Source organism: Microbacterium sp. (genome assembly GCF_031180975.1).
Classification (GTDB): Bacteria; Actinomycetota; Actinomycetes; order Actinomycetales; family Microbacteriaceae; genus Microbacterium.
Window position 1 is genome coordinate 200,110 of the sequence record NZ_JAPSLI010000005.1, and the last position, 13,769, is coordinate 213,878.

The window sequence follows — 13,769 nt, forward strand, 5'->3', positions numbered from 1 at the left end:
GGAGCAGGGCCGTTCCGTGCCGGTCACTAGACTTGCCCCGTGGTCACACGTCTCTCGAACTTCTTCCTGCGCACGCTCCGCGAAGACCCCGCCGACGCGGAGGTCACCAGTCACCGGCTCCTCGTCCGCGCCGGCTACATCCGCCGCACCGCCCCCGGCATCTTCACCTGGCTGCCGCTCGGACTGCGGGTGAAGGCGAAGCTGGAGCAGATCATCCGTGAGGAGATGGCAGCCGCCGGCGCGTTCGAGGTGCACTTCCCCGCACTGCTGCCGCGAGACCCTTACGAGCAGTCCGGACGCTGGGAGTCGTACGGCGACGGCATTTTCCGCCTGCAGGACCGCAAGGGCGCCGACTACCTGCTCGCCCCCACACACGAGGAGATGTTCACCCTCCTGGTGAAGGACCTGTACTCCTCCTACAAGGACCTGCCCCTGACGATCTACCAGATCCAGGACAAGTACCGCGACGAGGCCCGCCCGCGCGCCGGTCTTCTGCGCGGCCGCGAGTTCACGATGAAGGACGCCTACTCCTTCGACGCCAGCGACGCCGGACTCGAGGCCAGCTACCAGGCGCAGCGCGACGCGTACGAGCGCATCTTCCAGCGCCTGGGCCTGGAGTACGTCATCGTCGCCGCCGACAACGGTCTGATGGGCGGCGCCCGCAGCGAGGAGTTCCTGCACCCGACCCCCGTCGGCGAGGATTCCTTCGTCCGCTCGGCGGGAGGCTACGCCGCGAACGTCGAGGCCTTCACCACAGTCGCGCCCGAGCCCGTCTCGTGGGACGACGCACCGCCCGCCACGATCTTCGACTCGCCCGACACTCCCACCATCGACACGCTCGTCGCGCACTCGAACAAGGTGCTCGAGGGGGAGTACACCGCGGCGGACACGCTGAAGAACGTGGTCCTCGCGCTCACCCACCTCGACGGCACCCGTGAGCTCGTGATCGTCGGCATCCCCGGCGACCGCGAGGTCGACGAGAAGCGCGCCGAGGTCGCCTTCGCTCCCGCCGCGGTCGAGCAGGCGACGGATGCCGACTTCGAGCGTCACCCGCTGCTGGTGCGCGGCTACATCGGCCCGTGGTCGGAGACCGGTCCGATCCTCGGCGAGGAGTCCGCCACCGGCATCCGCTACCTCGTCGACCCTCGGGTCGCCGACGGCACGCGCTGGATCACCGGCGCCAACATCGATCAGAAGCACGTGCACTCGGTCGTGGCCGGACGCGATTTCGTGGCCGACGGGACCGTGGAGATCGCGAACGTGCGCGACGGCGACCCCGCACCCGACGGCTCGGGGCCGGTCGAGATCGCCCGCGGCATGGAGATCGGGCACGTGTTCCAGCTGGGACGGTTCTTCGCCGAGACCCTCGGGCTCAAGGTGCTCGACGAGACCGGCAAGCTCACCACGGTGACGATGGGCTCGTACGGCATCGGCGTGACCCGCATCCTGGCGATCCTCGCCGAACTGAACAACGACGACAAGGGCCTGATCTGGCCCGAGTCGGTGGCGCCGTTCGACGTGCACGTGGTTGCCACGGGCAAGGACCAGACCGCCTTCGACCTCGCCGAGCGCATCTCCTCCGAACTGGAGGATGCCGGCCTCGACGTGCTGTTCGACGATCGGCCCAAGGTGTCGCCCGGCGTCAAGTTCGGCGACGCCGAGCTGGTCGGTGTGCCGCGCATCCTGATCGTCGGCCGAGGCGCCGCCGATGGCCAGGTCGAGCTGTGGGACCGCCGCACGGGCGAGCGGGACACCGTCGCGGCGGAGGACGCCGTCGCGCGGCTCAGCGCGCGATGACGACCGCGGGGATGAGTCCGGCGCGTGCCGGAGTCACCCCCTCCGCGCCGACGGTGCGCACAGCAGCAGCGCAACCGCGCCGACCACGGCCAGCACCGCATCAGGCACCCACGTGCCCAGCGCCGCCACATGCCACACGAAGAACGCCGGCAGCGCCCACAGCGCCCACCACAGCGTCGGCGCGCGGCGCAGCGACCAGGTGGCGGCGGCGCCGAGCACGGCGGCGAGGCACCCGAACGATGCGATGAGCACCACGGCGGACGCGTCGAACGGGTCGTCCGCGAACATCGTCGACAGCGACACGGCGGCACACATCGCGAACAGAATGGTCAACAGCACCTGACCGACCCTGATGCGTGTGGATGCCCGCCGGTCGGGCACTCCGTCGGTGCGAACGGCGGAGTGAGAAGCAGGGGTCGTCATGGCAGGTCCTTCCGATCAGGCCGGCGACCCGCGCCGGCGTTGCGCCGACCGTACGCTCCGACCCGCCGGTAGCGCACTGCGGGCGCCCGCAGACCGGGGTGGGGTTGACCGCATTTCCGCAGGGGTGGGCGTCAGCACCCCTCCCGCGGGGTCCCCGCCGCTGGTCATACTGAGCACGTGACCATCCACCTCGCCCGCACCGGGACGCTCGCCGCAACCATCGCCGCCGCGGTGGTCTCCGCCGTAGCGCTGGTGTATGCCGGAACGCGGGTGAGCGATGTGGAGTCCGCGCTGTTCGTCCCCGCGCTGTTCGTCGCGGCGGGACTTCTCGGCCCCCTGTGGCGGGCCGCGCCGTTCACCTGCGCGCTGCTCGCCGGTATCGGCGCCGCTCACCTGCTGGCGTTCGCCGCCTCGGCGGCGGCGAGGGGCGAATCACCGGCATCCGCCTGGTGGCATCTGCTCTCGCAGCTGGTGTTCGTCGTCGGCTTCGCGCTGCTGGTGGTCCTCGCCGCGGGCTATCCCTCTGGCCCCGCCCCACGCGCGGCCCGGTGGTCGTTGCTCGGATGCGTCCTCCCCGTGCTCGCCGCCGTCTCCGCGGCGACGCCGGCCGTGCTCGGCAGCGGCGAGCTCGGCCCGATCGCCGCAGTGCTCCCCGCATCCTGGGCGACCGCTTCGATGCTCGTCTTCGCGCTGCCCCTCCTCGCGGCCGTCGTCGCGGCGGTGCGCTTCGTCCGGGACGGTCGCGACATCCGCGGGCGGCTCACCCTTCCCCTGGGGGCCCTGGTGCTGGTCGGGCTGCTGCTCGCCCTTGGCGCGGTCGCACAGGGCGGACTCGCGACGGCGGCGTTCCTGCTCGCCGCACCGCTGCTCCCGGTCGGGCTCATCGCCGGGAGCCGACCGAGTACTGCGGCGTCGCCACCGTCCCCACCGCCTGAGTCCGCCGACACAGCACTGGCCCTGCTGACGCCGCGCGAACGGGAGGTGCTCGCCCTGATGGCGGAGGGGCGCTCGAACACCGAGATCGGCCGTGCCCTGCACATCTCCCTCTCCGCCGTCGAGAAGCATTCCACCGCGATCTTCACCAAGCTCGGGGTGAACCGCGACGAGGGCACCCATCGCCGTGTCGCGGCCGTGGTCGCGTACCTGCGCGGCATGCGCTGACCCCCTCCCGGGTCATGACAGGCTGGAGCCATGACCGACGCCTCCCTGCCTGAAGGCCTCCGACAGGACCTCGCCGCACTGCTCGACGACGCCGGCATCCGTGTCGACCGCCCCCTGGTCGCACGGATGCTGCAGACCGCGCTCATGCTGGGGATCGAGCACACCGGTCGACTCGACCTGAAGATCGCGTCCTCGGCGCTCAGTGAGATGCGCGACGCCTTTCTGCTGTTCCAGCCGTTCCACGAGGTCCCCAAGGTCACGGTGTTCGGCTCCGCCCGCACACGTCACGACGACCCGCTCTACCTCCAGGCACGGGACGTCGCCGCGGCGCTCGCCGCGGACGGCTGGATGGTCGTCACCGGCGCAGGTCCGGGCATCATGCAGGCCGCGGCCGAGGGTGCCGGCGCCCGGATGTCGCTCGGGGTCTCGATCCGCCTGCCGTTCGAGGAGAAGGCGAACTCCATCGTCTCCGAGGACGCGCACGTCGTCTCGATGAAGTACTTCTTCACCCGCAAGCTGATGCTGATGAAGGAGTCCCGCGGGTTCATCTGCCTCCCCGGCGGATTCGGAACCCTCGACGAGATGTTCGAACTGCTCACGCTGCAGCAGACCGGCAAGGCCGAGCCGATGCCGATCGTGTTGCTGGATGCCGACGGCGGCGGCTTCTGGGACGGACTGCGCCGCTTCGTCGAAGACCACATGATCCCGTCGGGCGTGATCTCGCCGGACGATCTCGACCGTGTGCTCATCACCGACTCCGTCGAGCGCGCCGTCTCCGAGGTCACCGGATTCTGGCGCAACTACCACTCCCTGCGATGGGTGGGGGACCGACTCGTGCTGCGGCTGGTGCACGAGCCGACGGATGCCGAGATCGACGGCCTCAACGAGCGGTTCGCCGACATGTGCGCCGAGGGTCGGATCGAACGCAGCGGCCCGCTCCCGGTGGAGACCGCGGACGACGACGCGGTCGACCGGCCGCGCCTGGTGCTCACGCTCAAGCAGCGCGCGGTCGGCTCGCTGCACACGCTGATCCGAGCCCTCAACCAGCTGCCGTCGGCCGGCTGACCGCGCACCACCGGAGAGTTCAGGCCGCGTTCACCGGGCCGTCACCCCGGTGGAGGAACGTGCCTCCTGCCCAATCCGCCCTGGAGGTACCGATGCCATTGACCGACGAACTCCGCCGCCGCCTGCCGCTCGTGGCCGCCGGCGCCGACCACGCCCGAGGCAAGCGCTCGCCTGTGACGTGCGCGCTCAAGTGCGCGAACGCCTGCCTCGGTCCCGAGTGCAACACCTCGCCCAACGAGCACTTCCGCTCCATCGCATCCGCCGTCTTCTCCCGGCGCTCGCTGCTCGGTCTCGGCGTGGCCGGCGCGGTAGCCGCCGTCGTGGGCGTCGGGCGCGAGCTTCCGGCATCCGCTCCGCTCGCCGCGGGCGCGACCGGCGCGGGTGCGTCGTTCGGGCGCCCCGGGACGGCCGGTCTGGAGTTCCGGCCCATCGCGCCGGTGCCCGCGACCATCGACGCGTTCTCGGTGCCGTCCGGCTACACCTGGCAGCCGCTGATCCGCTGGGGCGACCCGCTGTTCTCCAGCGCACCGGCGTTCGACATCCACGCACAGACCCGCGAGGCCCAGGCCGGCCAGTTCGGCTACAACAGCGACTACCTCGACATCCTGCCCGACCCCAGCGGCAAGACCGGCGTGCTCGTCAACAACCATGAGTACGTCAACCCGAACCTGATGTTCCCCGCCACCACCGACCCGGCCGAGCTACGCCGCCGTGGCGACATCTACAAGGCCGCGCAGGGGATGTCCGTCGTCGAGATCCGCCGAAACCGGGTCGGCGAGCCGTGGGAGTACGTCGTCGACGGCCGCCGCAACCGCCGCATCACCGTCGAGACGGTGTTCGAGCTGACCGGTCCCGCCGCGGGCTCCGACCTGGTCAAGACCGCCGCCGATCCGGAGGGCCGCTGGGTGCACGGCACGCTCGGGAACTGCGCCGGCGGCACCACCCCGTGGGGTACCGTGCTCTCCGGCGAGGAGAACTTCAACGGCTACTTCGCCTGGGCTGCCGACACCGCGCAGCAGAAGCGCTACAGCGGCAGTGCGACTTCGGCCACCTCGACCGGCTGGGAGGCGTACGACCCGCGGTTCGACGCCCACGATCCGGGATACGTCAACGAGCCGAACCGCTTCGGCTACATCGTCGAGATCGACCCGCAGGACCCCACCTCGACCCCGCGCAAGCACACCGCGATGGGTCGCATGAAGCACGAGGGCGCCAACGTCCACGTCGCCGAGGACGGCCGGGTCGTGGCGTACATGGGCGACGACGAGCGCAACGACTACCTGTACAAGTTCGTCTCCAAGAACCGCATCTCCGGCTCGCGGAAGAAGAACCTGCAGCTGCTCAGCGAGGGCGACCTGTTCGTCGCGAAGTTCCGCGGCAACTCGCCGGCCGCAGAGATCACCGGGACCGGCGCGCTCCCCGCCGACGGCGCGTTCGACGGCACGGGGGAGTGGATCCCGCTCACCCGCGACGGCGAGAGCGTGGTGCCCGGATTCACCGTCGAGGAGGTGCTGGTGTACACCCGCCTCGCGGCCGACGCCGTCGGCGCCACCAAGATGGACCGCCCCGAGGACGTCCAGCCGCACCCGAAGACTGGCAAGGTGTACGTCGCGCTGACCAACAACACGCGCCGCACCGCGGTCGACGAGGCCAACCCGGTCACCGGCAACCGCTACGGACACGTGCTGGAGCTGACCGAGACCGCAGGGCAGGCCGGTACCACGTTCGGATGGAACGTGCTGCTGCTGTGCGGCGACCCCGCCTCGTTCGAGAACGCGTACTTCGCCGGATTCCCGAAGGAGCTCGTGTCGCCGATCTCCTGCCCCGACAACCTCGCGTTCGACTCCGAGGGCAACCTGTGGATCTCCACCGACGGCGCGCCCAGCACCATCGGGCGCAACGACGGCTTGTTCAAGGTGCCGCTGGAGGGCGAGCACCGCGGGCACGTGCAGCAGTTCCTCGCCGTGCCGCGCGACGCCGAGACCTGCGGCCCGGTGATCCACGACCGGGAGGGGCTCGTGTTCGTCGCCGTGCAGCACCCCGGCGAGGACGGCGAGTTCGACGCACCCCGCTCGCTGTTCCCGGACTACGGCTCGTCCGCGCCGGGCGACGTGCCGAACGCGCCGCGTCCGTCGGTCGTGCAGGTGTTCCGCTCCTGACCATGATGAGGGTGTGCGGGTCCGACGGCCCGCACACCCTCGACGCCTCCGGCCCGGGGACCGCCGCCGCCCGAGCCCCCGCCTGCGTGCACCCGCCTCGCGTCGGCTATCCTGTACGGATGCCCGCGGCGAAGTCTGCCCGCGGTGAGAGCTGAATAGGGAGGCCGCTATGGACATCGAACTGGGGCTGCTGCGCGGGATCGAGAAGGAGAAGGAGATCCCCTTCGACGAACTCGTCGCGATCATCGAGCAGGCCGTTCTGACGGCATACGGCAAGCACGTCTCGGCCGACGGGTCGGTGCCGGAGGGCGTGCGGGTGGAACTCGACCGCAAGAGCGGCCACGTCGCCGTGATGCAGCCGGTCCGTGACGACGAGGGCGCGATCATCGGCGAGGAGGAGACCACACCCGAGGACTTCGGCCGCATCGCCGCCTACGCCGCCAAGCAGGTCATCAGCCAGCGACTGCGCGACCTCGCAGACGACGCCGTGCTCGGCGAATTCCGCGGCAAGGAGGGCGACATCGTCGCCGGCGTCGTGCAGCAGGGACCGAACCCGCGCATGATCCACGTCGATCTCGGATCCGTCGAGGCCATCCTGCCTCCCGAGGAGCAGGTCCCCGGCGAGGAGTACACCCACGGCTCCCGCCTGCGCGTCTACGTGACCAGCGTCGCGAAGGGGGCCAAGGGGCCCTCGATCACCGTGTCGCGCACGCACCCCGGACTGGTCCGCAAGCTGTTCGCCCTCGAGGTGCCCGAGATCGCCGCCGGTCTGGTGGAGATCGTCTCCCTGGCCCGCGAGGCCGGACACCGCACCAAGATCGCCGTCAAGGCGAACGACCCGTCGGTGAACGCCAAGGGCGCCTGCATCGGCGAGATGGGGCGGCGAGTCCGCGCCGTCACCGAGGAGCTCGCCGGCGAGAAGATCGACATCGTCGACCACCACCCCGACCTGGCGACGTTCGTCGCGAACGCACTGTCGCCCGCCAAGGTGACCTCCGCCTTCGTGCTCGACGCCGGTACCAAGGCCGTCCGCGCGCTCGTGCCCGACTACCAGCTGTCGCTGGCCATCGGCAAGGAGGGCCAGAACGCCCGCCTGGCGGCGAAGCTCACCGGTGCGAAGATCGACATCCAGCCCGACAGCGTGATGGCGGATGGCTGATGCTGCGCCGGCGGGCGCGTTGAGGCGGTCCCACAGCCGCGAGGTGTAGGATGGATCCCGTACGAACGTGTGTCGGTTGCCGCGGTCGTGCCCCTCGTGCCGCTCTGATCAGAGTGGCGGTCCAGAACGGTGAGCTCGTCTTCGACGAGCGGGCGGTTCTGCCCGGCAGGGGCGCATGGCTGCATCCGACATCCGAATGTCTGGATACCGCGTTGCGGCGACGGGCTTTCGCACGAGCACTCCGTGTGGCCGCCGACCTTCCTTTCCCGGAGGCGGAGGACACGCAGATCATCGAGAAACGGCTGAACGGCTATGGAAACAAAGTGAACGGCTCGAAATGAGACCCGTCCGCGACTAATGGTCTGCCCTGTCTGGGCCGACCGACCCAGACAGGAGAATTGTGGCTGCCAAACCACGTGTGCACGAGATCGCCGCTGAACTCGGCGTCGACAGCAAGTTCGCACTCGCGAAGCTCAAGGAGCTCGGCGAGTTCGTGAAGAGCCCGTCATCGACGGTGGAGCCTCCGGTGGCGCGCAAGCTGCGCGCCGCGATCGAGGCCGACCCCGCGGCGAAGCCCGCCGCCAAGGCCGAGGCGAAGCCCGCGGCCAAGAACCAGGGTGCCGCGAAGCCCGCCGCGCCCGCTCCCGGACCGAAGCCCGGCCCGGCCAAGCCCGCGCCTGCCCCGCAGGCGCAGACCGAGGCACCTGCTCCGGCGCCCGCGGCACCCGCCGCGCCGGCCGCCGAGAAGCCCGCTGCATCGGCGCCCGCCGCACCGGCATCCGCCGCACCGGCACCCGGCCCGACGAAGCCGGCCGCGCCGAAGCCCGGCGGCAGCGCACCCAAGCCCGGCGCAGGCGCGCCGAAGCCCGGTGCTCCGCGCCCCGGCAACAACCCGTTCTCCTCCGCGCAGGGCATGGGCCAGCGCCCGGCGGGTCCCCGCCCGGGCAACAACCCGTTCTCGTCGCAGCAGGGGATGGGTCAGCGCCCGACCCCCGGCAACATCCCGCGGCCGCAGGCTCCCCGCCCCGGCTCGCCCCGTATCGGCGCTCCGCGTCCCGGCGGTCCCGGCCGTCCAGGCGGCGCTCGCGGTGGTCAGGGCGGTCGTCCCGGCGCGCCGTTCCAGCAGCGCTCCGGCGGCCCCGGCCGTCCCGGCGCAGGTGCCGGTGCCGGCGGCGGCTTCCAGCGTCCCGGGGGCGGTGGTGGTCCCGGTGGCGGCTTCGCCGGTCGTCCCGGTGGCGGCGGCGGTCGTGGCCGTGGTCCCGGTGGGGGTACCGCCGGTGCGTTCGGCAAGGGCGGCGGCAAGAGCAAGCAGCGCAAGTCGCGGCGGGCGAAGCGGCAGGAATTCGAGATGCGGTCGGCGCCGGTCGTCGGCGGCGTCAACGTCCAGAAGGGCAACGGCGAGACGATCCGTCTGCGTCGCGGCGCATCCATCGCGGACTTCGCGGACAAGCTCGAGGCGCTGAACGGTTACACCGTGCAGCCCGGCACGCTCGTCACCATCCTTTTCAACCTCGGTGAGATGGCCACGGCCACCGAGTCGCTCGACGAGGCGACCTTCGAGGTGCTCGGCGCCGAGCTGGGCTACAAGATCCAGATGGTCTCGCCCGAGGATGAGGACAAGGAGCTCCTCGAGGGCTTCGGTCTCAACCTGGAGCAGGAGCTCGAGGAGGAGGACGAGGACGACCTCGAGATCCGTCCCCCGGTGGTCACCGTCATGGGCCACGTCGACCACGGTAAGACCCGACTGCTCGACGCGATCCGCCAGACCAACGTCGTGGCGGGCGAGGCCGGCGGCATCACCCAGCACATCGGTGCCTACCAGGTGTGGACCGAGCACGAGGGCATCGAGCGCGCGCTCACCTTCATCGACACCCCGGGTCACGAGGCGTTCACCGCCATGCGTGCCCGTGGTGCGCAGGTGACCGACATCGCGATCCTGGTGGTCGCCGCCGACGACGGCATCATGCCGCAGACGGTGGAGGCGCTGAACCACGCCCAGGCGGCCGGCGTGCCGATCGTGGTCGCGGTGAACAAGGTCGACAAGCCCGAGGCGAACCCGGCCAAGGTGCGCCAGCAGCTCACCGAGTACGGCCTGGTCGCCGAGGAGTACGGCGGCGACGTCATGTTCGTCGACGTGTCGGCACGTCAGGGCACCGGCATCCAGGAGCTCCTCGACGCAGTCCTGCTGACCGCCGACGCGGGTCTGGACCTCACGGCCAACCCGAACAAGGCGGCGCGCGGTGTCGCGATCGAGGCGAAGCTCGACAAGGGCCGCGGCTCGGTGGCCACCGTGCTGATCCAGTCCGGAACCCTCCGGGTCGGCGACGCGATCGTGGCGGGTACGGCATACGGCCGCGTCCGCGCCATGCTCGACGAGAACGGCGACCCGGTCGAGGCCGCGGCTCCGTCGCGTCCCGTCCAGGTGCAGGGTCTGAACTCGGTGCCCCGCGCCGGTGACGTGTTCATCGTCACCGACGAGGACCGCACCGCTCGTCAGATCGCCGAGAAGCGCGAGGCCGTCGAGCGCAACGCGCAGCTGGCGAAGGCCCGCAAGCGCATCTCGCTCGAGGACTTCACCCGCGCTCTGGAAGAGGGCAAGGTCGAGACGCTCAACCTCATCATCAAGGGCGACGTGTCCGGTGCCGTCGAGGCGCTCGAGGAGTCGCTGCTCAAGATCGAGGTCGACGACTCCGTGCAGCTGCGGATCATCCACCGCGGCGTCGGTGCGATCACCGAGTCGGATGTCAACCTCGCGACGATCGACAACGCGATCATCGTGGGCTTCAACGTCCGCCCCGACACCAAGGCCCGCGAGGCCGCTGCCCGCGAGGGCGTGGACGTGCGGTTCTACTCGGTGATCTACGCCGCGATCGAGGAGATCGAGAACTCCCTCAAGGGCATGCTCAAGCCGGAGTTCGAAGAGGTTCAGTCGGGCGTCGCCGAGATCCGCGAGGTGTTCCGCTCCTCCAAGTTCGGCAACATCGCCGGTGTCATCGTCCGCTCGGGAACGATCACGCGCAACGCCAAGGCGCGCGTCATCCGCGACGGCGTCGTGATCGCCGATGGCCTGGCCATCGAGTCGCTGCGCCGCTTCAAGGACGACGTCACCGAGGTCCGCACGGACTTCGAGGCCGGTATCGGACTGGGCAAGTACAACGACATCCAGATCGGCGACGAGATCGAGACGACCGAGTTGGTCGAGAAGCCTCGCGGCTGATCCCTGCAGCGGCGGCTTCGGCGGCCGACGTCCCACCCCTCGCAGAGAAGGGGCCCCGCCCGCTTCGCGGGCACCCCGATGCTCGGGGTCGGGACGTCGGCCGCCTCCGCCTCTGTTCATCACTCCCTGCCGCTGTACTGTGCGGGGTAGGTAGGAAAGAGGAGTAGGAAATGGCTGGAGAACGACAGGCGCGACTCGCCGACCGCATTCGGGTGATCCTGGCTGAGCGCCTCGAGAAGGGGCTGCGCGACCCGCGGCTCGGGTTCGTCACGATCACCGACGTGCGCGTCTCCGGCGACCTGCAGCACGCCTCCGTGTTCTATACCGTGCTCGGCTCGGACGAGGAGCGCGTCGCCAGCGGCGCCGCGCTGGCCTCCGCGACGGGTCTGTTGCGCAAGGAGGTCGGGCGTCAGCTCAACGTGCGTCTGGTGCCGACCCTCGAGTTCATCCCGGACGCACTGCCGGAGTCGGCCGGGCACATCGCCGACCTGCTCCGCGAGGCGCGGGAGCGGGATGCCGAGGTGGCACGGCTCGCGTCGTCCGCGACGCACGCGGGTGAGGCCGACCCCTACCGCCGCGACGAGGCCGACGAAGAGGCCTGATCCGACGAGGGGCGTGCGAGCGGCGCTGCGCATCCGTCCGCGCTGATCCCGAGGGCCTGCTCGCGTAGATTCGGCGCCCCTGGCGCACGCCGAATGGGATCCCGAAATACCCGTTCAAGAGTCGAATCTGGGCGATCGCGCCAAAACTGTTGACACGCGTAGATTTGCGGAGTCTAATTGGCTCTGTCCGTCGGCGACGTGGCCGGCGGCGAGACCGGCGGATGCTCCGACCGGCCGATGACTCTGGGGGTTCATCGTGCGAACTGCGTATCGCGTCCTCGCGTATCTGGTGTGCGGCCTCGTCGCTGTGCAGGCGGCCACCCACGCGTGGGCTTCAGCGGGTCTGTCCGCGTACATCTTCGGGGGTGGCACCATCGACCCGACGGCCTCCGCGCCGCCGCCGGTGCCGGAGTTCCTCGGCATCATGATCCACGGCATGAACGGGATGTACGTCATCCCGCTCGTCGCGCTCGTGCTGCTGGTGGTCTCGTTCTTCACGAGGACGCCGGGTGCCGTGCCGTTCGCCGCGACCGTGCTGGGGCTGGTCGTGCTGCAGGTGACGCTGGGTCTGATGGGGCACGGAATGACCTTCCTTGCGCTGCTGCACGGTCTGAACGCGCTGGCGATCTTCGCGGTCGCCCTGATCGCGGGCACCAGGATCGGCAGGGTCCGCTCCGAGCGCTCCGCGCCGGAGCGGGTCGGCGCGACGGCCTGAGATGACGGGCACGCGGAGCGTTCGCACGCGCCTCGTGCCGGTCGCGCGTATCGTCGCCGTGCTCCTTCTGGGGGTGCTCGTCGCGACGGCGGGCGTGCTGTGGTGGCAGAGTCTGCGGCCCGGCGCGTACGCCGTCACCGGCGGTCACGGGGAGCACGGCGCTGCTGGGGAGGGGACGGTCAGCGTCACGTCCCTCGTCACCGACGAGGGGCGTGACGCCGACGTGGTGTTCGAGCTCGTCGCGCGCCGTGAGACCGTGCGGATCGCCGGCGGGCGCGCGTTCACCGGCTACACCCTGAACGGCAGCACCCCGGGGCCGACGATCCGCGCCACGGAAGGGCAGCTGATCGAGGTGCACCTGCGCAACGACAACATCCCCGAGGGGATCACCCTGCACTGGCACGGGCTCGACGTGCCCGCCGCCATGGACGGGGTCGCTGGGGTCACGCAGGACGCCGTGCCCGACGGCGGCACCTTCGTGTACCGGTTCGTCGCCGGTCAGGTGGGCACGTTCTGGTACCACTCCCACCAGGTGTCGCATCAGCAGGTGATCGCGGGACTGTTCGGCGCGTTGATCGTGGACCCGGCCACAGGCCCGGATGTCGCCGTGCACGACGTCATCGCCACGGTGCACACCTACCCGGACGGAATCCGGTCCATCGGCGATGCCGGTGCGGAACTGCGCGCACCGGCCGCACCGGGGGAGCGCGTCAGGGTGCGGGTGGTGAACACCGACAACGCGCCGATCTCGGTCTGGGCGTCCCAGCCGTACTGGGTCGCCGCCGTCGACGGCACCGACCTCAACGAGCCGTCGCCGGTGCAGGATGAGCGGGTGCTGGTCACTGCCGGCGGGCGGGTCGATGTCGAGCTTCGGATGCCGGACCGCGGCGGCGCTCGCGTGCACGTGCCGGGCGGTTCGGTGATCCTGGGTGACGCGCCGCCGCCGGCACCGCAGCCGCAGCGCGAACTCGACCTGCTGAGCTACGGGGAGCCGGCCGCCGTGGCGTTGGACGCGGCGCACCCCGACCGCGAGTTCCGGTACGAGATCGGCCGCATGCCGGGCTTCCTGGACGGTCGTCCCGGGCTGTGGTGGACGGTGAACGGGAAGACCGGCGCCGATGCGCCGATGTTCCCGGTCGCGCAGGGGGACGTGGTGCGGATGAGGATCTCGAACGCGAGCGGCGAAGTCCACCCCATGCACCTGCACGGTCACCACATGCTCGTGCTGTCCAGGGGCGGAGTGCCGGCGAGCGGAAGTCCCTGGTGGGTCGACTCGCTGAACGTCGCCCACGGGGAGACGTACGAGGTCGCATTCCTCGCCGACAACCCCGGCATCTGGATGGACCACTGCCACAACCTGCCGCACGCCGCGGAGGGGCTGCTGGCGCACGTGATGTACGAGGGCGTCCACACCCCGTTCCTGCTCGGTCACGAGACGGGCAACGTCCCGGAGTGACGCCCGCCTGCGACG

11 protein-coding genes are annotated in these 13,769 nt (G+C 70.6%); 10 read left to right on the forward strand and 1 reads right to left on the reverse strand.

Going from position 1 to position 13,769, the window contains the following annotated elements:
• The first annotated feature begins 39 nt into the window (after positions 1-39).
• Complete coding sequence (locus tag RIF65_RS09080; protein ID WP_309065203.1) at positions 40-1,797, forward strand: proline--tRNA ligase; 1,758 nt, start codon at positions 40-42, stop codon at positions 1,795-1,797.
• Positions 1,798-1,830: 33 nt separating this feature from the next.
• On the opposite strand, the gene RIF65_RS09085 is transcribed toward RIF65_RS09080, so the two are convergent.
• Complete coding sequence (locus tag RIF65_RS09085; protein ID WP_309065204.1) at positions 1,831-2,220, reverse strand: hypothetical protein; 390 nt, start codon at positions 2,218-2,220, stop codon at positions 1,831-1,833.
• A gap of 177 nt (positions 2,221-2,397) precedes the next feature.
• Here RIF65_RS09085 and RIF65_RS09090 point away from each other — a divergent pair, with 177 nt between their 5' ends.
• The 9 genes from RIF65_RS09090 to RIF65_RS09130 all read left to right on the forward strand — a co-directional run bounded on the left by RIF65_RS09090 (position 2,398) and on the right by RIF65_RS09130 (position 13,754).
• The gene (locus tag RIF65_RS09090; RefSeq protein ID WP_309065205.1) at positions 2,398-3,381 is read left to right on the forward strand and encodes a response regulator transcription factor; all 984 of its coding nucleotides are present in this window, start codon (positions 2,398-2,400) and stop codon (positions 3,379-3,381) included.
• A 30-nt stretch (positions 3,382-3,411) separates the two neighbouring features.
• Positions 3,412-4,446: a TIGR00730 family Rossman fold protein gene (locus tag RIF65_RS09095; protein WP_309065206.1), complete on the forward strand. Its 1,035-nt coding sequence runs from the start codon at positions 3,412-3,414 to the stop codon at positions 4,444-4,446.
• A 92-nt stretch (positions 4,447-4,538) separates the two neighbouring features.
• Positions 4,539-6,605 carry a PhoX family protein gene (locus tag RIF65_RS09100; protein WP_309065207.1) on the forward strand — a complete coding sequence of 689 codons (2,067 nt, stop codon included), beginning with the start codon at positions 4,539-4,541 and terminating at the stop codon, positions 6,603-6,605.
• 169 nt (positions 6,606-6,774) lie between these two features.
• Positions 6,775-7,764, forward strand: a complete 990-nt coding sequence (gene nusA, locus RIF65_RS09105; protein WP_309065208.1) for a transcription termination factor NusA — start codon at positions 6,775-6,777, stop codon at positions 7,762-7,764.
• A gap of 50 nt (positions 7,765-7,814) precedes the next feature.
• Positions 7,815-8,105 (forward strand): YlxR family protein, encoded by a 291-nt coding sequence (locus RIF65_RS09110; RefSeq protein ID WP_309065209.1) that lies wholly within the window; start codon positions 7,815-7,817, stop codon positions 8,103-8,105.
• Positions 8,106-8,164: 59 nt separating this feature from the next.
• Positions 8,165-10,981, forward strand: coding sequence for a translation initiation factor IF-2 (gene infB / locus RIF65_RS09115; protein WP_309065210.1), 2,817 nt, complete (start codon positions 8,165-8,167; stop codon positions 10,979-10,981).
• 170 nt (positions 10,982-11,151) lie between these two features.
• Positions 11,152-11,583: a 30S ribosome-binding factor RbfA gene (gene rbfA, locus RIF65_RS09120; RefSeq protein WP_309065211.1), complete on the forward strand. Its 432-nt coding sequence runs from the start codon at positions 11,152-11,154 to the stop codon at positions 11,581-11,583.
• Positions 11,584-11,839: 256 nt separating this feature from the next.
• A complete protein-coding gene (locus RIF65_RS09125) occupies positions 11,840-12,298 on the forward strand; it encodes a hypothetical protein (RefSeq protein ID WP_309065212.1) in 459 nt (152 codons plus the stop codon).
• 34 nt (positions 12,299-12,332) lie between these two features.
• Positions 12,333-13,754, forward strand: a complete 1,422-nt coding sequence (locus RIF65_RS09130; RefSeq protein ID WP_309065213.1) for a multicopper oxidase family protein — start codon at positions 12,333-12,335, stop codon at positions 13,752-13,754.
• The last annotated feature ends 15 nt before the right edge of the window (positions 13,755-13,769 follow it).

What these genes read in the sequence shown, in the direction of transcription:
- RIF65_RS09085 (WP_309065204.1), bottom strand. Translation starts at nt 2,220, where the DNA reads ATGACGACCCCTGCTTCTCACTCCGCCGTTCGCACCGACGGAGTGCCC.
- RIF65_RS09095 (WP_309065206.1), top strand. Translation starts at nt 3,412, where the DNA reads ATGACCGACGCCTCCCTGCCTGAAGGCCTCCGACAGGACCTCGCCGCA.
- RIF65_RS09100 (WP_309065207.1), top strand. Translation starts at nt 4,539, where the DNA reads ATGCCATTGACCGACGAACTCCGCCGCCGCCTGCCGCTCGTGGCCGCC.
- nusA (WP_309065208.1), top strand. Translation starts at nt 6,775, where the DNA reads ATGGACATCGAACTGGGGCTGCTGCGCGGGATCGAGAAGGAGAAGGAG.
- RIF65_RS09110 (WP_309065209.1), top strand. Translation starts at nt 7,815, where the DNA reads ATGGATCCCGTACGAACGTGTGTCGGTTGCCGCGGTCGTGCCCCTCGT.
- rbfA (WP_309065211.1), top strand. Translation starts at nt 11,152, where the DNA reads ATGGCTGGAGAACGACAGGCGCGACTCGCCGACCGCATTCGGGTGATC.